At 75.0% G+C, this 22262-nt stretch carries 18 protein-coding genes; 14 read left to right on the forward strand and 4 right to left on the reverse strand.

Features of this window, described 5'->3' with window-relative positions:
- Positions 1-925 precede the first annotated feature (925 nt).
- On the reverse strand, positions 926-1933 hold the full coding sequence (locus ACWGL3_RS07865; RefSeq protein ID WP_452461074.1) for a hypothetical protein: 1008 nt from the start codon (positions 1931-1933) through the stop codon (positions 926-928).
- Between the two features lie 410 nt (positions 1934-2343).
- Here ACWGL3_RS07865 and ACWGL3_RS07870 point away from each other — a divergent pair, with 410 nt between their 5' ends.
- The 8 genes from ACWGL3_RS07870 to ACWGL3_RS07905 all read left to right on the forward strand — a co-directional run bounded on the left by ACWGL3_RS07870 (position 2344) and on the right by ACWGL3_RS07905 (position 13180).
- Positions 2344-4377, forward strand: a complete 2034-nt coding sequence (locus ACWGL3_RS07870) for an acyltransferase family protein (protein ID WP_452461075.1) — start codon at positions 2344-2346, stop codon at positions 4375-4377.
- A gap of 411 nt (positions 4378-4788) precedes the next feature.
- Entirely contained in the window at positions 4789-5115 is a 327-nt protein-coding gene (locus ACWGL3_RS07875; RefSeq protein ID WP_267946112.1) for a hypothetical protein, read from the forward strand.
- Between the two features lie 79 nt (positions 5116-5194).
- Entirely contained in the window at positions 5195-6850 is a 1656-nt protein-coding gene (locus ACWGL3_RS07880) for a fibronectin type III domain-containing protein (RefSeq protein ID WP_267946113.1), read from the forward strand.
- Positions 6847-8058, forward strand: coding sequence for a TRAFAC clade GTPase domain-containing protein (locus tag ACWGL3_RS07885; protein ID WP_267946114.1), 1212 nt, complete (start codon positions 6847-6849; stop codon positions 8056-8058). The genes ACWGL3_RS07880 and ACWGL3_RS07885 overlap by 4 nt, the downstream gene beginning before the upstream one ends.
- Before the next feature lie 93 nt (positions 8059-8151).
- The gene (locus tag ACWGL3_RS07890) at positions 8152-10827 is read left to right on the forward strand and encodes a GTPase-associated protein 1-related protein (RefSeq protein WP_452461076.1); all 2676 of its coding nucleotides are present in this window, start codon (positions 8152-8154) and stop codon (positions 10825-10827) included.
- A complete protein-coding gene (locus tag ACWGL3_RS07895) occupies positions 10824-12599 on the forward strand; it encodes a TRAFAC clade GTPase domain-containing protein (RefSeq protein ID WP_452461077.1) in 1776 nt (591 codons plus the stop codon). The genes ACWGL3_RS07890 and ACWGL3_RS07895 overlap by 4 nt, the downstream gene beginning before the upstream one ends.
- On the forward strand, positions 12596-12757 hold the full coding sequence (locus tag ACWGL3_RS07900; RefSeq protein WP_267946117.1) for a hypothetical protein: 162 nt from the start codon (positions 12596-12598) through the stop codon (positions 12755-12757). The genes ACWGL3_RS07895 and ACWGL3_RS07900 overlap by 4 nt, the downstream gene beginning before the upstream one ends.
- 126 nt (positions 12758-12883) lie before the next feature.
- Positions 12884-13180 carry a YciI family protein gene (locus ACWGL3_RS07905; RefSeq protein WP_452461078.1) on the forward strand — a complete coding sequence of 99 codons (297 nt, stop codon included), beginning with the start codon at positions 12884-12886 and terminating at the stop codon, positions 13178-13180.
- A gap of 102 nt (positions 13181-13282) precedes the next feature.
- Here ACWGL3_RS07905 and ACWGL3_RS07910 read toward each other — a convergent pair whose 3' ends face one another.
- Positions 13283-13705 (reverse strand): VOC family protein, encoded by a 423-nt coding sequence (locus ACWGL3_RS07910; protein WP_267946119.1) that lies wholly within the window; start codon positions 13703-13705, stop codon positions 13283-13285.
- Positions 13706-13759: 54 nt separating this feature from the next.
- Between ACWGL3_RS07910 and ACWGL3_RS07915 the strand changes: the two genes are divergently transcribed.
- Together ACWGL3_RS07915 and ACWGL3_RS07920 are read left to right on the forward strand one after the other, a co-directional pair.
- Complete coding sequence (locus tag ACWGL3_RS07915) at positions 13760-14389, forward strand: TetR/AcrR family transcriptional regulator (RefSeq protein ID WP_344183541.1); 630 nt, start codon at positions 13760-13762, stop codon at positions 14387-14389.
- Positions 14390-14804: 415 nt separating this feature from the next.
- The gene (locus tag ACWGL3_RS07920; RefSeq protein ID WP_267946121.1) at positions 14805-15266 is read left to right on the forward strand and encodes a hypothetical protein; all 462 of its coding nucleotides are present in this window, start codon (positions 14805-14807) and stop codon (positions 15264-15266) included.
- Positions 15267-15374: 108 nt separating this feature from the next.
- Here the strand turns inward: ACWGL3_RS07920 and ACWGL3_RS07925 are convergent, their stop codons facing one another.
- Positions 15375-16391 (reverse strand): LacI family DNA-binding transcriptional regulator, encoded by a 1017-nt coding sequence (locus tag ACWGL3_RS07925; RefSeq protein WP_267946122.1) that lies wholly within the window; start codon positions 16389-16391, stop codon positions 15375-15377.
- Positions 16392-16604: 213 nt separating this feature from the next.
- On the opposite strand from ACWGL3_RS07925, the gene ACWGL3_RS07930 reads away from it, so the two are divergent.
- The 4 genes from ACWGL3_RS07930 to ACWGL3_RS07945 are packed head-to-tail and all read left to right on the forward strand — an operon-like array spanning position 16605 to position 21333.
- Positions 16605-17900, forward strand: coding sequence for an ABC transporter substrate-binding protein (locus ACWGL3_RS07930; protein WP_267946123.1), 1296 nt, complete (start codon positions 16605-16607; stop codon positions 17898-17900).
- A complete protein-coding gene (locus ACWGL3_RS07935) occupies positions 17897-18787 on the forward strand; it encodes a carbohydrate ABC transporter permease (RefSeq protein ID WP_267946124.1) in 891 nt (296 codons plus the stop codon). Before ACWGL3_RS07930 ends, ACWGL3_RS07935 begins: the two co-directional genes overlap by 4 nt.
- 1 nt (position 18788) lies before the next feature.
- Positions 18789-19613: a carbohydrate ABC transporter permease gene (locus tag ACWGL3_RS07940; protein ID WP_267946125.1), complete on the forward strand. Its 825-nt coding sequence runs from the start codon at positions 18789-18791 to the stop codon at positions 19611-19613.
- A gap of 46 nt (positions 19614-19659) precedes the next feature.
- A complete protein-coding gene (locus tag ACWGL3_RS07945) occupies positions 19660-21333 on the forward strand; it encodes a glycoside hydrolase family 43 protein (RefSeq protein ID WP_267946126.1) in 1674 nt (557 codons plus the stop codon).
- Positions 21334-21706: 373 nt separating this feature from the next.
- Here ACWGL3_RS07945 and ACWGL3_RS07950 read toward each other — a convergent pair whose 3' ends face one another.
- Complete coding sequence (locus ACWGL3_RS07950) at positions 21707-22162, reverse strand: YkvA family protein (protein WP_267946127.1); 456 nt, start codon at positions 22160-22162, stop codon at positions 21707-21709.
- Positions 22163-22262: the final 100 nt, after the last annotated feature.

Genomic DNA, 22262 nt, shown 5'->3' on the forward strand with positions numbered 1-22262 from the left:
CGTGCCTTCCCGCTGTGTTCGGCCTCAGTGTGCCGGGCGGGCACCCGAACGCGGGAAGTCCGGTGCGGCGTCGTCCCGGGTCACCGAATCCTTCGGCTCCGGGCGAGGCCGCTGAGCCAGCTGAGGGGGCTCCTGCGGGGCCGGCGGCCGCGCGGAGGGGTCCTGCCGGCCGGGAACCGCAGCGGGTTCCCGGGGCCGGGCGTCCGCACGGGGCGGCCGGGCCGCCCCAGGGGGCCGCCTCCACGGGCCAGCGGGTTGCGCCCCGGCGCCAGCGGATTGCGTCCGCGTGCCAGGGGTGTGCGGGCGGCGGGTCGCCGTCGCGCCGACGGAGCCCACTTGGCGGTCAGGCTCCTGGCCTTCCTCAGGGGGTTCCTCATCACGGTTCTCCTCCTCGTCAGCGCGGAACCGCGCTGTCTCGGTCGGTTCGTGGCGGCGTCGTCACCGCAGATCTCCCGGGCGCGGTCACCTCATCGCGGCGCCGAAGGGCGCCGGGGTCGTTCTCCCGAGGGCTCCCTACCGAGTCTGTCCCCGGTCCTCGGCCCCCGCGGTGCGCCGACCGCGCTCCCACCGTCGGCGGGGCCCGCGGGCCCTCGCCGGTCGGAGGACGACGGGCCGCGCTCCGTGAGCGGTGCCCTGCGCCTCCTCGCCGTCCTCACAGGGAACGTGCGGTACGGAAGGGAGAAATAATCACGAAAAAGATACTTTTTTCATGCTCATCTGCCTTGCTACCCCAACGTGTGGTAATGATGCGGTTTCTTTGAGGAAAGCTCGTACGGCGGCGTACCCGGATCCGCCGGAGGAGGGGAGCCGGGCGGGATCACCGCAGCTCGGAGCCCCCGTGGCCGGCTCCCGCGCCCTCACGAGATTTTCTGCCGCGCCGGCGCCCGGGACCCGTCCCCCGGCGGGTCCGGGGCGGGAACCCCGCTCAGTGGGGCGCGTCGAAGGAGCCGGTGCGCTGCCCCGTGCCGCCGTCGAGCCCGGGAAACGCCTCGCGGACGCGGACCGCCACGTCGTCGAAGCCGCCGAGCCCCAGGACCCGCACCTGCTCGCGCGCGAACTCGGCCCGGGCTGCCTCGTCCTCGACCGCGTCGACCAGGCTCCGGATGATCGCGACCTGGACGTCGCGTTCGGCTGCCTCGTGGCCCTCGGTCTCGGCGGGCCACCAGTAGCTCTCGAAGCCCTCGCTGTCGACGTCGTTGCCCGGCCCGGCGGGCTGCGGCGGCCCGTCGCCGAGCGCGTGCTCGTCCGGCGTCCCGACCGGATCGGCGACGCCGCCCCCCTCGCCGAACGGCGCGTCCAGGGGGTCGGCCTCCCCGAACGGGTACACGCCCGGGCGCGTCGGGGGAACCACCGCGGCGGCCTCCTCCAACTCCTCCTCGGCGTCGCGTATCGCGTCTCGCAGCGCAGCGTCCTTGCGCAGCGCGGAGAGGCGTCGCAGCCGCTCCGCGTCCTCGTCCGCCAGCCGCAGGCTCACGTCCTCCGCCCACACCACGATCCCGCTGCCCAGGACGGCCTTCTCCACCGCGAGCAGGGCGGCGAGTTCGCACTCGGCCGTCCCCTCACGGGCGGGGTCGGTCCCGCTGACCAGGTCCGACGCCCGCGTGACGACGGCGAGGACCGCCGGGGCGACCGGGTTGCGCAGGCCCAGGTCCACGTGGCCGGACCAGCGCCAGTGGACCGTCGCGGAGAAGTACAGGTCGTGGTCGGCGACGGCGCTCGGAAGCGCCACGGGGCGGATCCGCGTGCCCCGCGCGCCAACGGGCCCCTCGGCCCCGGGCCCCGCCTCCGGCTCGGGCGGGTCCGACGCCCCGGACCGCTCCTCCGCTCCGCCGGAACGCGACAGGTAGGCCGCCAGGCACAGCAGGACGACCGGGGCCCACAGCAGGGCCCAGGGGCCGACGAGCGGGTACAGCAGACCGGGGACGAGGGCCACCGCCGCGGCGGCGGCGATCAGGCGTGCTCGGGTGACGGGGGTGACGGTGCGCCTCCTCTCGCGGCGAGGCCGCGGCGGACGGTGCCCGACCGGTGCCCTCTGGTGGGCGGACGCGGCCCGGCGGCCGGGAACGCCGCGACGGGGGGTCGCGGCGCCGTCGGCGGGGCGGCGTCCGTACAGGACAGTGTGCCCGAGATCCGGAGCGCGCGTGCCGGGAACACACCAGCCCGGGGGCCGTGTGGGGAACATCCGGTCACGGGAAGGTGTCCGCTCTGCCCAGGTTGGGCGAACACCTCCCCTCGTGTTGCCTTGGAACACCACACAGGTCGCCGGAACATAACAGAATGCGATCACCAGTTCCGCGGCCCTTCCGGTCGCCCGTCCCCGAACCCGCTCGCGGAGCACACCGAATGCCTGCCACACCTCCCGGGGCCGAACGCCGGTTCCGCCCCGAGGTCCAGGGACTGCGTGCCGTCGCCGTCCTCCTGGTCCTCGTCTACCACCTGAACCCCGCCCTGCTTCCGGGCGGCTACGTCGGCGTCGACGTCTTCTTCGTCATCTCCGGCTTCCTCATCACCTCGCTGCTGTACCGCGAGGCGACGGCGCACGGACGCGTGTCGATCCGCGGCTTCTACGTGCGCCGCGTCCGGAGGCTCCTGCCCGCCGCGACGGTCGTGCTCCTGGGCACGGGCGTCCTCTCGTTCTTCGTGCTGCCGATCACCAGGCTCACCGACACGGCCTGGCAGCTGGCGGCCTCGGCGCTCTACGTCGAGAACCTCTACCTGGCCCGGCAGGCGGTGGACTACCTGGCCTCCGACACGCCGCCCAGCCCCGTCCAGCACTTCTGGTCGCTGTCGGTGGAGGAGCAGTTCTACGTGGTGTGGCCGCTGCTGTTCGCGGTGTGGGCGCTCACGCGGCGGCGCTGGCGGACCACCGCCCGCGCCCTCACGGTGCTCCTGGGGTCGGTGCTGGTGCTGTCCTTCGCCTGCTCGGTGGTGCTGACCTCGCAGGAGTCGGCGTCCGCGTACTTCCTGCCGACGACCCGCGCCTGGGAGCTCGCGGTGGGCGGACTGCTCGCCGTGGGCCTGGCCCACGGCAGCCTGCCGGAGAGGGTGCGCGCCCCCCTGGGCTGGCTGGGCCTGGCCGCCGTCGTCGCCTCCGCCGTCGCCTACGACGACGCCACCCCCTTCCCCGGTTGGGCGGCGGCACTGCCGGTCCTGGGCGCCGCTGCGGTGATCGCCGCCGAGCAGGGGTCCGGCCGCCTGACCGCGTCGGCCCTCCTGGGCACCGCGCCGGCCCGGTGGGTGGGGGACGTGTCCTACTCCCTGTACCTGTGGCACTGGCCGCTCATCGTCTTCGCGCTCGTCCTCACCGGCCGGGACGGGCTCGGCCCCTTGGACACGGTCGTGGTGGCGGGTCTGTCCGTGCTGCTGGCGTGGGCGACGAAGGTGTGGGTGGAGGACCCGGTGCGCGACCGGGGCCTGGTCCGGAGCGGACGGTCCGCGCTGGCCGTGGCCACCGCGGGCATGGTGTCGGTGGCGGCGGTGGGCGGAGCCGCGTACCTGCAGGTCGACCGGTCGGGGTCGGTGACGTTCGACCCGTCGGTGCACACCGGCCCGGCCGCGATCGGCCGGTCCGCCGACTCCGAGGGGGAGTGGACGTACCCCTCCCCGGTCAGGGCCGAGGACGACCTGCCCCTGCTGTACGACGACGACTGCCAGGCGTCGAAGGAGGACAGCGACCCCGCGTCGGCCCAGTGCGTGTACGGGGCGGAGGACGCCGGGACGACGGTGGCGGTGGTCGGGGACTCCCACAGCGCCCAGTGGTTCCCCGCCCTCCACGAGATGGCCGAGGAGAGGGACTGGCGGCTGTTCCTCTACACGAAGTCGTCCTGCGCGTTCACGGACACGATGACCGCGGACGCCGAGGGCGGCGCCTACGAGGAGTGCCGGGAGTGGAACCGGGGGGTGGTGGAGGAGTTCGCGGAGCTGGCCCCGGACCTGGTCTTCACCAGCTCCTCCACGACCAGTCGCCCCTTCGGCGCCGAGACGATCGAGGAGGGCAAGACCGCGATCGCCGAGGGCATGCACCGCCTGTGGCGGGACGTGGTCGAGGTCTCGGGCCCGATCGTCGCGATCCGGGACACCCCCCGCCACCAGAGGGACGTGGTGGAGTGCGTGTCGGCCAACCTCGACCAGCCGGAGCGCTGCGAGGTGTCCGAGGGTGAGGCCTTCGAGCACGCCGACCCGCAGGAGGAGGCCGTCCTCGCGCTGGGGGACGAGGCGCACATGCTCGACCTCAGCGACCGGTTCTGCGTCGACGGCGCGTGCCCCGCGGTGATCGGCAACGTGATGATCTACCGGGACGCCGGGCACATCACGGAGACCTACATCCGGCTGCTCGCCCACGACCTGGGCAGCCGCCTGGACCGCGCCCTGTCCTGAGCACGCCGCCCGACGGGCCCGGAGCCCGGCGGCGGCCGGGCCCGTCCGCCGTGCGTCCCGGCCCGACCGCCCCCGGGCTCCGGCCGCTGCCGGTCCGGGGGAGAACCGCGTGAACGTCGTCCGTCGCACGTCCCTTCGCAAACCGTTGTCACGATCGCCGAAAAACATATTTCCAGAGCCTCATGAGCACCATATAAAGCTCTTCAGTGCATAATCGGACGTTTTCGGATGGCACACGAAAGCGCAGGTGGAAGGCCGGAACAATCCCTCCGGGGGCATGCGCGACCCCGGGAATGTGTCGCGTGCGTTCTCCCCGTCGGCGAAGGCCTCCGCGAGTATGATCGCGGAATACACCGGCCGCGCCGTGACAGCGCTGCGCCGTGGTCGTTCCGGAGGCGAAAGGCGAATCGGATGGGGTCGCACGACGGCGGAGGGTCGGCGGAGGTCGCCGCCGGGCGCGCCGCCATCGCCGGGAACGCCGTGGGCGACGACACCGCCCCCTCCCCGGACCACCGCGTCCGCATCGGTGAAGCACTGCTCCCGGGGCTTCCCCACGGACCGGCGGGGACCCCCTTCCGGATCAGGTTCCACCTCACCGGGACCGGCCTGCTCCACGTGCGCGGCCGGGACCCGGCGAGCGGGCGGGCGACCGGTTTCGACGGACGGATCGGCGGGACGGGCAGGGCGGGAGCGGAGCGGGCCGAGGAGGCCGTCGCCATGATCCGCGCCTCCGGCTGACCCGGCGGGGGTTCCGCTCCGCGGAGCCCCCGGACGACGCCGACGACCACCACGAGCGCGAGGGGAGCGGCACGGCACGATGCCCTGGAACGCACAGGACCGCAGACGCCACGAGGGCGAGGAGGCCGCGCGCACCCTCACCGCGGCGGTGGAGGCGGCCGACGACGAGGCCCTGGCCGACGGACTCGAAGACGTGGAGCCGATGCCGCCGCGCGGAGCCCGCGCCCGCGTGGACGGCCGCGACGTGGTCGTGTCGTGGCAGCCCGTTCCGGGCCCGGCGGGTCCGGTCACCTACCGGGTGGTGCGGCGGACCGGCCGGGCCGGGACCGCGCGCGAGGTCGCCGTGGGCGAGCTGTCGGGGACCGAGATCACCGACACCGAGGCCCCGGTCGGCACGGACGCCCGTTACGCGGTGGTGGCGGTGCACGGCGGCCGCGCAGTGTCGGAGCCGGTGGAGACCTCCCCGGTGACGATCACGCCGGAGGTCTGCGACCTGCGCGTACGAGCGGGCGAGGCGTCGGTGACCGCCTCGTGGCAGGCCCCGGCGGAGGCGGTGCGCGTGGACGCGTGGCGGCGCGAGGGGGCAGCGCCGAGGGGGCCGGGCGACGGGGTCAGGGTGGAGACGGACGGCGCCGGGTTCCGGGACCGCGACGTGCGCCCGGACGCGGAGTACTTCTACCGGGTGCGGGCGGTCTACCTGACCTCGAACGGGCACGCCCGTGCGTCGGAGGGGCTCGTCCGCCGGGCGACCCCCGGGCCTCCGCCCCCTCCGGTGCTCGACCTGGCCGTGTCGGCGGACGGCGGCACGGGGGTGCGGGTCCACTGGACCCGGCCGCCCCGCGGCCGGGTCGTCCTGAGGGTGGGCCCGGAGCCGTCCAGGTGGGAGCCGGGAGCGGTGGTCGGTCCCGACGAGGCGGCCGCGCACGGCCCCGAGGCGGTCCGGGAACCGGAACCGGAACCTGTACCGGGGCCGGAACCGGTCCGGGAGGGGGACCCCGGGCCCGGACGCGAGCGGGCGGAGCTGCTCCTGGGCGCGGGGATCAGCCACGTGCTGGCGGTGACGGTCGCCGGCGACCGGGCCGTGGTGGGCCGCTCGGTGCGGATCGCGACCGCGCCGCCGGTCGGGGGGCTGCGCGCGGAGCGCTTCGACACCTCGGTCCGGCTGGGGTGGACCTGGCCGGACGAGGCCGCCGCGGCCCTGGTCTCCTGGACGCCCGAGACCCCTGGGGGGCCGGAGCACACGCGGGGACCGGACGGGTCCGGGAGCGCGCGGTGCACCCGGCGCCAGTACGGGGCGGACGGCGGCTTCGAGGCCGCCATGGGATCCGACCCGGTGCGGGTGAGCGTCCGCACCGTCGTGGTGACGGGCGGCGAGGAGGCGGTGGGCGCTCCCGTGTCCGTCACCGTGCCGGGCCGGGCGGTGATCTCCTACCGCGTGGAGACGGCCGGTCTGCTGCGGCGCGAACGCGTCGTCCACCTGGTCGCGGACCGGGCCTGCGCCATGCCCGAGGTGTCCGTGGTCTACGCCGAGGGGGAGGTGCAGCCGCACTCGGGGGCCCAGGGGCGTGTCCTGGCGACCCTGCCCTCCCGGCGCCTGGACGCGGGCGAGCGGGTGTCGGTGCGCGTGAGGCCTCCCCGGGGGTCCGGCCCCGGCTGGCTGATGTGCTTCGCCGCCGCCGACGACGACCGCGCTGCGCGCCTGCGCCAGCCCTCGGTGAAGGAGCTGCGCCTGTGAGAGCCCCGACCGCGTTGCACGCCCTGAACCCCCTGGACGGCCGACGCCTCGTGTGCCCCTACTGCTACTCGGGTTTCACCGAGCGCCTGATCCGGTTCCGGTGCACCGGGCGGCCCGGCCCCGGCGGGAGGGTCTGCGCCCCCGTCGAGGACACGGCGGTCCGGACCCACCTGGGACGCCGCGAACTGCTCCCCCCGGTGTTCGGGGCCGACGGGCGGCGGGCCCTCGCGGTCTGCCCGGAGTGCTCGTCGACCACCGGCAAACAGGTGTGCGCCACCTGCCACGCGCAGCTGCCGGTGAACTTCGGCCGCACCCGCAGCCGGCTGATCGCCCTGGTCGGCGCCCGCGACGCGGGCAAGACCGTGTTCATGACGGTGCTCATCCACGAGCTGATGAACCGCGTGGGCGCCAGGTTCGGCGCCTCGGTGGGCGGCTCCGACGACCACACGCGCCACCGGTTCCGGGCCGACTACGAGACCCCGCTGTACGAGGAGGAGCGGCTCCTGGGCGCCACCCGGCGCACGGGGACCACGCGTGAGCCGCTGGTGTTCCGGTTCACGGCGCCCCGGCGGGGGCTGACCGGACGGCGGCCCCGGCACACCCTGCTGTCGTTCTTCGACACCGCCGGGGAGGACCTGACGTCGGAGGAGAGCGTCGAGGCGAACCTCCGGTACCTCAACAACGCCGACGGGGTCATCCTGCTGCTGGACCCGCTCCAGATGGAGGGCGCGCGCAGGCTCGCCCCGGCGGGGACGAGGATGCCCGCGCCCGGCCGCAACGCGGGACGGCCGCTGGACATGCTGGGCAGGGTCACCGACCTGCTCCTGAAGCGGCCCGGGGCCGCCGGCCGGCTCATCCGGGTTCCGATGGCGGTGTGCCTGACCAAGATCGACGCGCTGCACGGCCAGCTGGACGCGGGGTCCCCCCTGCACCGGCCCCAGCCGGGGGAGCCGTTCTTCGACGACTCCGACAGCCAGGACGTGCACGCCCAGGTCCAGCAGCTCCTGCACCGGTGGGACGGCGGCGGGATCGACGGGCACGTGCGCAACCACTACCGCAACGCCCGCTACTTCGGGGTGTCCGCGCTGGGCTGCGCCCCCGACGACGGGAACCGGGTCCGGGGAGGGGTGCGCCCCTACCGGGTCGCGGACCCGTTCCTGTGGATGCTGGGCGAGTTCGGGGTGGTCCCCTCCCGGGAGGGCCCCTGACCCGCGGCCGACCCGGTGAGGCGTACCCGCAGGGCCGGCCCGCCGGCCGCAGGATCCCCCGCGAAAGACCAGAACGACCGGAAGGGCGCGCCGATGGGTTTCGCTCAGCTCTACTACACCTCGTGCGAACACGGCCTGTCGGGGTACGCGGGATACCAGTTCAACGCGGCCACGCCCGGGGTGGACCCCCGGGTGCTGAGGGAGGTCGAGCGGTTCACCGTCTACGAGCCGCCGCGCCGGTCCTCCCCCGCCGGGGTCGCCGCACACCCCGTCAACCTCTGTTACGCGCCGGACCTGGGCGGGGTCCCCGTGGTGAGCCGGGTCGTGTCCAGCGGCGACGACCCCTCGGGGCGGCCGGGCAACTACTTCGCGCACAGCCTGGTCCCCGCCGGAGGCGCGGCGGACGGCGACGGGGCCGGCGGTGTCCGGGACGGGGGCCCGCTGCCGGCCGAGCTGTGGGGCGCCCGCTTCTGGGCGGACGCACCGGTCCGCGGTACCGGGCTCCCGGTGCTGGAGGTGCGGCGCGGCCCCTTGGACCGGCGCCGGACCGAGGCCTGGGCGCGCGGCCTGCCCCCGGAGGCGGTCGTGCGGCTGCTGGTCTGCGCGGACGGGGCCGTGGACGGCGCCCGGCCCCTCGTGCTCGTGGCCGACAGCGCCTCCGTCGCCCACTGGGTGGCGGCGCTGACCCACCTGATGCCGCCGGAGCGGGCGCGGCTGCTGTCGTTCGCGACGTACGGCGCCGACCCGGACGGGACGCCGGTCCACGTCATCGGGGTGCCGCCGGGGTCGGACACCTCGCCGTGGGAGGACCGGTTCACCGTGCACGCCCCGGGGTCGGACTCCCCCGGGCGGCTGCCCGAACCCGACGAGCGGTCGCGGGCGGTGGCCGCCCGGCTGGTCGGCGCGGGGTCCCGCGGAGCGGTGGGTCTGTGGCGCGGGGCCGCCCCCTACGCGTCGGGGAGGGAGCGGCGCCTGGCGGACTGGCGCCCGGTGCTGGCCGCGGCGGCGGCCCTGGCCGGCGACCCGCTGGGCCCGGAGGACCTGCGGGCCGTCCGCGAGTGGCTGTCGGAGGCTGTGGAGTGGCTCGCCCCCGGGGACACGGCGTCGCTGGTCGCCCGGGTCCTGGACTCCGGCGCCGGGGCGCTGGACGACGGGGCGCTGGCCGGGTTGCAGCGGCTGGCCCACCGGGTGGGCGCGGACGAGGTCACCGAGCGGATCGAGCGCGTCCTGGTGCACCGCTCCCTGGACGGCATCGCCGGGGGCGGGGCCGCTCCCCGGGTCGCGCCGATGCGGTCGGACGCGGTGCGCGCGGCGGCGCGGGAGCGCATCTCCGAGCTCCTGGCCGGCGAGCCTTCCGAGGAGTCCTCGCCCGGTCGGTCCGCACGGGTCGGGACGGAACCGGACGGGACCGGTCCGGAGGCCGGGGCGCCGGGGGGCGGGCGGCCCGGGGCGGAGGCTGCCCCGGCGCGGGCGCCCGGCGTGAACGCGGCAGCCCGGCGCGGCGGGGTTGGGGGCGGCGGGGTCGCCCCCGACCGGGCCTTGGAACTGCTGCGATGGGCGCGCGCGGGAGGGCTGGCACCGTCGGCGGTGAGCCTGGAGAGGTACGGGCGCGAGGTTGTCGCCCCTCTGCTGGCGGACCCCTGCTTCGGCCGTCCCTCCGCGCCCGGCGTCGCGGGAGCCGCCCCCGCCCCCGGGCGGCGGGGCGGGGCGCCGCGGGCGGCGTGGCCCGATCCCGCCGTGGCGGTCCTGCTGTCCCACCACCACGAGGTGCGGCGCGGCGCGGCGGAGCGGCTGGCGGCCCTGCCCCCCGACCGGCTCGCGGACGTGGCGGTCGGCCCGGCCGGCGCCCTGTTCGCCGGCGACCGCGACGGGGCCAGCGCGCGCCTTCGCGAGCTGCGCCGCCTGGGTACCGACGACCGCTCCGACCCCGTGGGGCTGCTGGCGTACGTGGTGTCGGTGCGCCGGGAGGGGCGGGCGTCGAACGCTCCGGGCCTGGCCGAGCACGATCTGGACGACGCCCTGCTGACGGAGGTGTGGGGACCCGGGCACGGGCCGCACTCCGCCCTGCTGGCCCTGCGGGCGATGCGCCCCGGTGTCCTGGTGTCCCCGGGCGTGGGCGGCTGGGTGGCCGAGGCGATGGTGGCCGCGCCCGCGCCGGACGGGGAGCGGGCGTGGCGGGACCTGGTGGACGAGGTGTCCCGGCACTGGCTGCGCGACCGGCTGCCGGTGGCGGGGCAGCGCGTGGCGGTGGAGTGGTCGGAGGTCCGCCCCCTCCTTGCCGGGCTCCACCGGGCCGGGGAGGAGCACGGGCCGGAGCGGCTCGCCGCCGTGTACCGGGCGCTCGTGGAGGTCCACCCGGCGGTGGACGCCGTCGCCCGGCGGACGGTCGTGGACGTGCTGTCCGGATGGCGGAGTCCCGGGACGCTGGCCGCGGCTCTGCGGGGGTGCCCGGAGGACGTGTTCGGGGCCTTCTGCGGGGTGGTCGCCGCCCGGCTGGCCGACGACCGGCCCGACACGGCGACGGCGGCCGCGGTGTACCTGGCCGCGGGGCACGAGGACCTGGCGGGGCACGAGCGCGGGGGGCGCCTGGACGCGGCGGTGCTCTCCCCCGCCGTGGCGGCGTGGCGCCGCCGCCACCTCGCCGGGGTGCGCAGACAGCTGCCCCGGGAGGGGGCGGCGGCGTTCGACGAGTGGGTTCGGCGGCGGCGCGGGGAACGGGAGCGGAGACGGTTCGGGCTGGGTCGCCGGGCAGGCGGGCGGCACACGTGAGCGGTCCCACGGGCGAAGGCGCGACCGCGGGCGCCGAGGGCTCCGCGCCCCCGGGCGGTGCGGCGGCCCGGACGCGCGGAGGCGCCGGAGGGCGGCGGGCGGGCGGGCACGGGGCGCCGCCCTCTCGGCGGGGCCGCACCGGCCGGCCGCGGGCCGCGGGGTTCGCGGGGGAGCTGTGGCCGCGCCGGGACGGGGGCCGGGCGGACCTGGGGACGGGCTGCGCGGCCGCGGCGTCGGTGGCGGTGCTCGGGCTGGTGGTCGTCTACGTCCTGCGCTGGTGGCTGCTGGCGTTCCTGGTGAGCGCCGTCGTCGCCCTGGGCGTCGCCGCCGCCGTGGTCGGCGGGTCCGTGCTGACGGGCCTGTACTTTCGCCGGACGCACGAGGTGATGTTCGGTGGCGGCCGCCCCGAGGATCCGCCCCCGGGCGAGGGGGACGACCCGGCCCACCGCGCCTACCACGGGGGCCCCGCCTGGTGGGACCTGCGGACGATCGTGGGCCGGACCTGGGCCGCGTCGGCCCTGTGGGGGGTGCTCCTGGGCGCGCACTTCGCGGTCCACGCCCTGGTGGTGGCCGCGTACCTGGCGGCGGCATGGACGTTCGTGGGGGTGCTGCGGGTCGTGGACGCCGGCCTGCTGGTGGTCCGCCGGGTGCGGATGGTGTGCCCGGGCTGCTTCCTGCGGCTCGGCTACCCGGCGTACCTGTGCACACGGTGCGGACGCAGGCACGGTGCGATCCGCCCGGGGCTCCGGGGGCTGCTGCGGCGCCGGTGCCTGTGCGGGGCCCGGCTCCCCACGCTGCTCCTGCTGGGCTCGGCCGACCTGGACGCGCTGTGCCCGCACTGCGACCGGGGCCTGGAGCACCGGCCCGGTGAGGCCCGGGAGTTCGTGCTGCCGCTGTTCGGCAGCGCGGGCGCGGGCAAGACCCGCCTGGTGGCGGGGATGAACCTGGCGCTGGCCCAGGCCGCGCGGGGCACACGGGAGGCGTACGTGGAGCCCGTCGGCGAGGAGACCGTCCGGCGGCTGCGCGACAGCGAGCGGCTCCTGACCGCGGCCCACCGGACCGGCCCCACTCCCCCGGGGCGCGAGGTCCGCGGGCTGACGGTACGCGTGGGGGCCGAGGGGCGGACCCTCCTCCTCCAGGTGTACGACGCGGCCGGGGAGCGGTTCAACCGGTCGGCGACCACCGAGGAACTCACCTATCTGGGGCAGGCGTCGACGTTCGTGCTGGTGGTGGACCCCCTGGGCGTCGAGGCGGTGTGGCGGTCCATGACCGCCGGGGAGCGGTCGCGCCTGTCCGGGCACCGCTCGCGCGTCCGCGACCCCGAACTGGCGTACGGGGCGGTGCGCGACGAGATCCGGCGCCAGTACCGCATGTCCGGCCGCAGACTGCGGCCCCGGCGTGCGCGGACCCGTCTGGCGGTGGTGGTCACCCGCGGAGACCTGGTCCGCGGCACCTCGGCGGCGCCCGGCGGGATGCCGCCGGAGGAGTGGGCGGCACGGACCCTGGGACTCGGGAACCTTCTGCGGGACGCGGCGGCCGACTTCGGGGAGGTGCGGGTGTTCCTGACGGCGTCGGTCGCCGACGACTCCGGGACCGCGCACCCCAGCCTCTCCGCACTGCTGCGGTGGGTGCTGGCCGGGGAGTCCGCAGCGTTCGCGGGGATGCTGGCCGGGTCCGCGCCCGGTTCCGGGGCGGGGACCGCACCGCGCGGCGCGCCCGTGCCCCTCGGCTCCGCCCCGCCCCGGCCCGAGCGCGTGGGAGGCGGCCGATGAGCTGCCGCACCCCCGGGCACCGGGGCGCGCGCCGGACGATCGCCGTCACCGTCTACCTGGTCACCGGGGTACTGACGGCGGCCGCGGTCACCGCCGCCGTCTGGTTCGGCGTCGCCGCCGTCCAGTTCGTGTGGGAGCACGCCCTCGCCCGGATGTGACGGTGCCCCGTCGTGCCGGGGTCCGGGTGGCGGCCGGAACCCGGTCGGCGCCCCGGGGACCGCCTGTGGCACAGTGGCGGCGGAAGCGGTGCCCACCGCCTGACCACGCCTTACGGGAGGAAACCGATGGCCGTCTTCGCCGTCACCTACACCTACGCCGACGGGAGCGCCGCCGCACGCGACGAGCACCGCCCGGCCCACCGGGAGTACCTGGGCGGGCTCTCCGAGCGGGGCGTCAACCTGTGCTCGGGCCCGTTCGGCCCCGAGGAGGCCCCCGGCGCACTGCTGCTGTTCCGGGCCGGCTCCCGCGAGGAGGCGGTGGCCCACACCGAGAAGGACCCCTTCCGGATCCAGGGCCTGGTGGCGGAGGTCTCCGCCCAGGAGTGGGTCCCGGTGCTGGGGCCGCTCGCCGAGCACTTCTGATCCGGCGCCCGGTGCGCACGCCGCGGGACAGGTCGCCCCGGCCGGTCCCGCGGCGCTCCCCCGGCCGGTCCCGCGGCGCTCCCCCGGCCGGTCCCGCGTGCGCTACTCCGGCGCGAAGCCGTTGTCCCTCATCCACCGCGGGTCGGGGGCGACCAGCTGGAGGATCTCCACGAAGAGCCCCTCGGGGCCGGCGACCTGGAAGCGGCGCTGCCCCCAGGGCTCGCTGACCAGGGGCAGGACGATCTCCAGGCCGGCCTCCCTCAGCCGCTTCTCCTCCGCGTCCGCGTCCTGCACCAGGAAGGCGACGAGTGTCCCCGCCACCGTCCTGCCGAGCATCCCCTCGGCGAGGGACGCGTGGTCGCGCCGGACGAAGTCCAGCGACAGGTTCTTGTGCTGGGCGTGCTGGGTGTTGACGTACCAGCCGATGTCGGCGCCGATCTCGAAGCCGATGTGCTCGGCGAACCACTCGGCGCTCGCGCGCGGGTCGTCGCAGAGCACCGCCATGCCGATGAGGTCGATATTCACGGTGTTCTCCCCTGAGTCGTTCTTGACCACTTCACCTAAAGTACTACACTTAAAGTGGTTGCAGCAAGCAGCCCTTCCCGACGACTGGAGACCGAGACCATGCGGCAGAACCCCGAACGCAGGCGCGCCCTCCTGGACGCGGCCATCGACGTCCTGGCCGAGGAGGGGGCGCGGGGGCTCACCTTCCGGGCGGTGGACGCACGCGCGGAGGTGCCGAAGGGCACCGCGTCGAACTACTTCGCCAACCGCGCCGAGCTCCTGCTCCAGGCGGGCGCGCACGTCCATGTGCGCCTGACCCCCACCGACGAGTTCATGGACCGGTTCACGAACGCCCTGCCGTCCCGGGAGCAGACCCGGCTGGGCATGCAGGACCTGCTGCGGCGCATCGAGCACAACCGCAACGGCTACCTGGCGCTGCTGGAGCTCCGGCTGGAGGCCAACCGCCACCCGGGCATCCGCGAGGAGCTGACCCGCACCATCAAGGAGACGCTGGAGGAGAACGTGCGCACACACCTGGAGGGCGGCTTCCCCGGCGACCGGACCACCGTGGTGACGCTCTACCTGGCGATGACGGGTCTGTTCATCGAGCACCTGACCCTGCCCGCGGTACTCGCCGACGACGCCGCCGGCCCCCTGGTGGACCGCATGGTGGACCTGATCGTCCCCGGCCCCGACCAGGCATAGCCCGCCCCCGGCCCCCGCACGGGCCTGCCGCCCCGGGGAGGCCGCCCCCTCTGCGCCCGCCCCGGGAGGCTCCCCGTCCGGAACTCCGGCGACGGCGCCCTGCCGCCGGGAAGCGGAGGGCCCCGGCGCGGGCCGGCACTCCGCGTTCACCGGCGTGGCCCCGGACGCCGCACGCCCGGTGCCACTGCCGGACGCGTGCCCGCCCGCCGGGGAGGAGGCAGGCGCGCCCCCAGGGTCCGAGCCCTTCGCCGGCCCCGACGCCCCGCCCCCGAGAAGGACCCCGGACGCCGCCCGCGCCCGCGACGGCCGGTCGGCACGCGCCAGGGAGAGTCCGCGACGTCCGTTCCGTCCCGGAAAACCCCTGTCCGGGGGCGGCTCCGGCGTGCAAGACTCCAGACTCTCGCGAGGAGGCCCTGTGCACACACACCACTTCGGCATCGTCACCGGCGACGGCCGCACCCGGCGCGCCGTCGTCGAACTGCCGGGACGGCCCGACGCGGTCGTGACCGGCGACGACGAGGCCGGGCTGGCGGACGAGATGTCCGAGGTCGTCGCCGGGCGCCTGGGCGTCTCCCCCGACGAGGTCGACGTGACCCTCTTCGGGCACGACGGCGACGACCCCTGCTACGCGGCGGCCGTCCTGTGCGACGGCGCCGGGTGGCACACGCGGTTCCCGGCCCAGGAGGACCTTCCCGCGGCCCTGGACCTGCCGGTGGCGCTGAGCCGGGAGGCGGCCGAGGGCCAGGCCCTGCGCGCGCTCGCCTCCGCGCTGGGCCGCCCGGCCGCGGGCCTGGACCTGGAGGTCGTCCGCATCGGGCCCGGCAGCGAGGACGCCGACGCGGACGAGGGGTGGGACGAGGACCGGGACGGTCCCTGACCGCTCCCCGCAACCGCGCCCGCGGGCGTCGGCCCGCACCGCACGTGAGCGCCCGCCACCGGGCGCTCCCCTCCGTGCGCCCCCGCCGGGCGCGGCCCCCCGGGCCGGTCAGCCCTTGGGCGGGGCCGTGCTGCTGCGCTCCACCAGCCGTGTGGCCATCTCCACGCGGGTGGTCTCGGGCCGGTCTCCGCCGACCAGGTCGAGCAGCATGCGCGCGGCCATCTGCGCCATGTCGCGCAGGGGCTGGCGGACGGTGGTCAGCGGCGGAGTCGCCCACAGCGCCTCGGGCAGGTCGTCGAAGCCGATCACGCTGACGTCGTCCGGGACCCGCAGCCCGCGGTCGAACAGGGCCCCGTAGGCCCCCCGGGCCATCTGGTCCGACCCCGCGAAGATCGCGGTGGGGGGCTCGGGCAGCTCCAGGAGGGCGGCCGTCTCGGTCCGGCCCGTGTCCAGCAGGAAGTCGCCGTAGCGGACGTAGTCGTCGGGGACGGCGAGGCCCGCGCCGCGCATCGCGCTCCGGTAGCCGTCCACCCGCGCCCGGCTGCACATCACGTCCGGCGGGCCGCTCAGCGTGGCGATGCGCCGGTGGCCGAGGCCGATGAGGTGCTCGGTCGCGGCGACGCCCCCGGCCCAGTTGGTGGCGCCGACCGCCGGGACGTCCTTGGCGAGGTCTCCGACGGGGTCGACCACCACCACGGGTATGCCCAGCGCGTCCAGCTGGGCGTGCTGCGCGGCGGACAGTTCGGACAGCACCAGGACCACGCCGTCGGAGTTGCGCGCCTGGAGGTTGTCCAGCCATTTGCGCCCCGGCCGGGTGCGGCTGCGGTCGTGCACGGCGGAGACCACGATGCCGAACCCCGCCTCGTGGGTGACCTCCTCGACCCCGTCCAGGATCGCCATCGACCAGGGGCTGCCCAGGTCGAGGAAGACCAGGTCGATGAGGCCCACCGTCCGGTCGTCGCGGTGCCTGCGCGGCTGGTAGCGGTGCTGTTCCAGGAGCCGTTCCACCTGGCGGCGGGTCTCCGCGGCGACGTCGAGGCGACCGTTGAGCACCTTGGACACGGTCGGGACGGAGACCCCCGCCTCCTGGGCGATCTCCGCCAGGGTGGGTCGTCGCTGTGGCATGCGCCTCCTCGTCGGATCCGGGCCGGGAGCGGTTCGCGGCCCTTCAGGATTCTATCTCGAAAGTTTTCGAGGGCATTCGCCGTAACCTACCCGAAATCAGAGGGGGCCTTGACGCACCCCCTCGGACAACTTAGCGTCATGCCAACCGAAACATATCGAAATATTTCGAGAATTTCGACCCACGTCTCCCCCCGACGGAAGAGCGGTGTCCCCATGAGAAGCACCTACCGGATACGTGTGATCGGCGGTACCTCCCTGGCCCTGGCCATGCTCCTGGCCACGGGCTGCGGGACGACCGGGCCCGGCGGCGGCGACGCCTTCCAGGTGTGGGCCCTGGAGGACGCCGCGGTGAACGAGCTGGTCGAAGCGGGCATCGAGGCCTACAACGCCGACAGCGACGTCCCCGCCGAACTCGTCACCTACGTCAACGACTCCTACAAGCAGCGGCTCCAGGTGGCCCTCGGCTCGCCCAACGCCCCCGACGTGTTCTTCAACTGGGGCGGCGGCAACCTGGCGCAGTACGTCGACGCCGGCCAGGCCGTCGACCTGACCGGGGCGCTGGAGGACGCGCCGGAGTTCCGGGACGCCTTCCTCCCCAGCGTGCTCGACGTCGCCCGGATCGACGACGCCTACTACGGCGTCCCCATCCTCGGCGTGCAGCCCGTCGTGCTGTTCCACAACAGGGCGGTCTTCGAGGAGGCCGGCATCGAGCCCCCCGAGACCTACGACGAACTGCTCGACGCCGTCGACACCTTCCAGGAGCGGGGCGTCACCCCCGTCACCCTCCCCGGGGCCCAGGGGTGGACCCAGCTGATGTGGTTCTCGTACCTGGTCGAGCGGATCGGCGGCCCCGACAGTTTCCAGGCCGTCGTCGACGGCGAGGCGGGCGCGTGGAGCGACCCGGCGATCGTCAGGGCCATGGAGATGTGCCAGGAGCTGGTGGACAGGGGCGCGTTCGGCACCAACTTCAGCTCCATCGACTACGACAACGGCAGCGCCTCGGCACTGCTCGCCACCGGGGAGTCCGCCATGTTCCTCATGGGGACCTGGGACATCGCCCGCCAGCAGCAGGACAGCCCCGAGTTCATGGCGAGCGGCGACCTCGGGTACACGGCCTTCCCGACCGTGGAGGGCGGCGAGGGCGAGCCCGGGGCGATCGTCGGCAACCCCAGCAACTACTTCTCCGTCAACGCCGACAGCGGGCACACGGACGCGGCCGTGGACTTCCTGGTGGAGACCTTCGCCTCCGACGAGTACGTCGACGGGCTCATCGAGGCGGGCCAGGTGCCCCCCATCGAGGGCGTGGAGGACCGGCTCCAGGAGAGCGAGCACGCCGACTTCGCCGTCTTCACCCACCAGCTGGTCTCCGAGGCGCCGAGCTTCACCCAGTCGTGGGACCAGGCGCTGTCCCCGTCCGCCTCGCAGGCCCTGCTGACCAACCTCCAGCTGCTCTTCCTCGGCGACATCACCCCCGAGGAGTTCTCCCAGGACATGGAGCAGCACCTGTGAGGACCGCGACCCCCGCGGAGCGGCCCGGGTTCGCCTGGGCCGCTCCGGCCCTGCTGTTCTTCGGCCTGTTCGGCCTGGCTCCCGTCGCGGTGGTCGTCTACCTCAGCCTCACCGCGTGGAACGGGCTCGGCTCCCCGCAGTGGGTGGGCCTGGACAACTGGCGGGCGCTCCCGGGCGACGACGACGTCACCCGCGGACTGGGCGTCACCCTGGCCCTGACCGCGCTGTGCTGGGCGACGCAGACCCCCCTGGCCCTGGCGTTCGGCACATGGGCGGCGGGACACCAGCGCGCACGGGCCGTGGCGAGCGCCGTGTTCTTCCTCCCGCTCCTGCTGTCCACCGCCGCCATCGCCCTGATCTGGAAGGCGCTGCTCGACCCGAACTTCGGCCTGCCCTCCCAGATCGGCCCCTGGATCGGGCTGCCCGACGGCAACGTGCTCGGCAACCGCTCGCTGGCCCTGTACGCGATCGTCCTCATCCTGCTGTGGCAGTTCCTGCCGTTCCACATGCTGCTCTACCAGGCGGCGGCACGGCAGATCCCGAGCTCCCTCTACGAGGCCGCGGAACTCGACGGGGCCTCCCCCCTCCGGAGGTTCTGGCACATCACCGTCCCCCAGCTGCGGCACACGATCATCGCCTCGTCCGTGCTGATCCTGGTCGGGTCGATGACCTACTTCGAGACCGTCCTGCTGCTCACCGACGGCGGTCCGGGCAACGCGACCCGCATCCTGCCGCTGCACATGTACAACCAGGGCTTCATCGCCTTCGAGATGGGCTACGCGAGCGCCGTCGCGGTGCTGCTGGTCGTCATCGGCACCGGGCTGTCGCTGCTGGTGGTGCGCGTGACCGGCTACGCCCGTATGACCAGCCAGAGAGAGGGAATGTGACATGGCCACCCGAACCAGGCCCTCGGTCGGCGGCGGGATCGGGGCCGCGCTGTGGCTCGTCGTCGTCGCGGTGCCGATCTACTACCTGCTCGCCACCAGCCTGCGCGGGCCGGGCGACTACATGGCCGACGGCCCGCTCGCCCTGCCGGACGACCTGACCCTGGACAACTACCTCAACGTCCTCGAGGTGGGGTTCCTGCGGTTCCTCGCCAACAGCCTGGTCGTGGCGTGCGGCTCCGTGGCGCTGGTCCTCGCCGTGGCCCTGCCTGCGGCGTTCGCGATCGTGCGCGGCCGCAGCCGCGCCCTCCGTGTGGCGTTCCTGCTGTTCCTGCTGGGGCTGGCGGTCCCCGCCCAGGCGGTGATCATCCCGATCTACCTGATCATCACCCGTCTCAGCCTGTACGACAGCCTCACGGCGATCATCCTGCCCACCGCCGCGTTCACACTGCCGATCTCCATCGTGGTGCTGACCAGCTCGCTGCGCGACGTGCCCGGCGAGCTCTACGAGGCGATGGCGCTGGACGGCGCCACCAACCTCCAGGCGTTCCTGCGCCTGGTGCTCCCCCTGGCGCGCCCCGGCGTGGTCACCGTGGCCATCTTCGTGGGGCTCAACGCCTGGAACAACTTCCTCTTCCCGCTGGTGCTCACCCAGAGCGAGGAGAACCGCGTCCTCCCGCTGGGCCTGTGGTCCTTCCAGACCCAGTACGGCACCGACGTGCCCGGCCTGATGGCCGCCGTCGTCCTCTCCACCCTGCCGATCTTCGCCCTCTACCTGTTCGGGCGCAGGCACCTCCTGGGCGGGCTGGCCGCGGGGTTCGGCAAGTAGGAAACCCCTCCCGACCACACACGAACCGCACTGACGAAAGGCCACGATGACGACCCTCCCCGCCACCGCCGCGCTCTCCGGGACCATCGCCAACCCGGTGCTCCCCGGGTTCCACCCCGACCCCTCGATCCTGCGGGTCGGGGACGACTACTACCTGGCCACGTCGACCTTCGAATGGTGCCCGGGGGTGGTGCTGCACCACTCCAGGGACCTGGTCCGCTGGCGTCCCCTGGGCGGCGCGCTGACCGAGGCGCGGCTCCTGGACCTGACGGGGCGCCGGGACTCCGCCGGCGTGTGGGCCCCCTGCCTCTCCCACAAGGAGGGGCTGTTCTACCTGATCTTCACGAACGTGGAGAACTACGCGGGCGGCTTCTGGGACACCCCCAACCTCGTGACCACCGCACCGGCGGTCACCGGCCCCTGGTCGGACCCGGTGCCCCTGCACTCCATGGGGTTCGACCCATCGGTCTTCCACGACGCGGACGGCCGCAGCTGGGTGCTGTCCAACCTGAACGACTGGCGTCCCGGCAGGAACGCGTTCAAGGGGATCGTGCTCCAGGAACTGGACACCGACGCGATGCGGCTGGTCGGCGAGGCGCGGCTCATCTTCGCCGGGACCGAGGCGGGTGTGACGGAGGGGGCGCACCTGTACCGCAAGGACGGCTGGTACTACCTGATGACCGCCGAGGGCGGGACCACCTGGGACCACCAGGTCACGGTGGCGAGGTCGCGCCGGATCGAGGGCCCCTACGAGCCCGACCCGGCCGGCCCGACCCTCACCTCGCGCCCCGACCCCTCGCTGGTCCTCCAGAAGGCCGGCCACGGGAGCCTGGTGGAGACCCGGGGCGGCGAGTGGTTCCTGGCGCACCTGGCCTCGCGCCCCCTCACCGAGCGCGGAAGGTGCGTGCGCGGCCGGGAGACTGCGCTCCAGCGCGTGGTCTGGTCGCCCGAGGGGTGGCCGCGGGTGGAGGGGGCCGCGCCCCGCGAGGAGGTGCCCGGCCCCGCGCTGGAGCCCCACCCGTGGCCGGAGCCGCCGGAGACGGACGGCTTCGACGCCGCCGAGCTCCGCCCCGAGTGGAGCACCCTGCGGCGCCACGCCTCCGCGGACTGGCTGTCGCTGGAGGAGCGCCCGGGGCACCTGCGGATCCGGGGCGGGCAGTCCCCCGCGGGCACCGGCTCGCCGAGCCTGGTGGCGCGGCGCGTCCAGCACGAGCGGTGCGCCATGGAGACGGTGATGGAGTTCCGCACCCGCACCTTCCAGCAGATGGCCGGCCTCACGGCGTACTACAACACCCGGCACTGGCACTACCTGCGGATCGGTTTCGACGAGGAGGAGGGGATGTTCGCGAGGGTCCTCACCTGCGACCGGGGCCGGTACCGGGAGATCGGGCACCGTGTCGTGGTCGAGGACTGGGAGCGCTGCCACATGAGGGCCGTGATCGACGGCGCCGAACTGCGGTTCGGCCTCTCCCGGGACGGGCGCTCGTGGACCGACATGGGCGTGGTGCTGGACGCGGGCATCCTCTCCGACGACCACGCGGCCGAGCGCGAGGGCGGCGAGGGCGGCCATCCCGACCGGGAGGGCAACGCCGGCCTGGTGAGGGCCTGGGGTTTCACGGGCGCCTTCCTCGGCCTGTGGGTGCACGACCTCGCCGGGACCGGGTGCCACGCCGACTTCGACCACGCGTCGTACCGGGGGACGGAGCGCCCCGACCGGTGATCCCGTGCCGGAGCGGCGGACGGGGACCGCTCCCGGGACGCGCGGGCGGGGCGCCGGCCCCGCGGGCCGTGGGAGCGGCGGTCCGTCGGCGGCACACGGCCGGACGCTGTGACTCATGACGCGCTCCGGCCCAGGGCGCGGGCGGGCCGCGGGGCCCGTCCGCGCCGTTACGGAGCCACAGGCGTCACACTGTCACCATTTTCGGACCGACCATAATTGCCTTCAGGCCTCAACCCCCGCGCGTCACGGGGGCGGTCGGCGCCGGGGCGGACCCGGGCCCCGGCCGCGGGGACGGAGGGACCGGAGCGGGCCCCGCGCGTCCGGTGACACGCGGGGCCCGTCGGTGCTTCCGGGAGGCCGGGCGGCCCGCCCGTCAGGACCTCCGGGCGGCGGCCCGGTCGGCCCCGTCGCGGGCGCCCTCGGGGCCCGGGCCCGCCTGTCCGGGATCCGGCCGACCGGCGCCCTCACCGGGCCGGTTGGCCTGGTGGAAGGCCTGCTGGGCCTGGCTCTGCCGCTCCCACCGCACGAAGCGCTCGCTCTCGCCGAGCGCCATCGTGGTCAGCCACACGGCGACGCCGATGTCGTCCGCGAGGCCGAGCAGGGGGATGAACAGTTCGGGGACGAAGTCGACCGGCGAGACGATGTAGACCGCCAGCACCAGCATGCCGAGCAGCTTCCCGCTGCTCAGGTCCGGGTACCGGCCGCGCATCTTGGCCCCGAGCATGCGCGGGACGGCCCCGATCCGCTTCCAGACCGAGATGTCGGTGTCGGAGTTCTGGATGACCTGCCAGGCGGCGGCTCCGGCCGCGGCACGGTTTGCCTTGCGCATCGTTGGTCTCCTCAGGGGCGTCTGACTTCTCAAGATATGACGCGAAGTCCCCCCGATTCGTTCCCTCCGCAGGACGCCCCAACCCCCGACGAGACGCACG

The sequence above is a fragment of the Nocardiopsis sp. NPDC055824 genome, assembly GCF_053616335.1.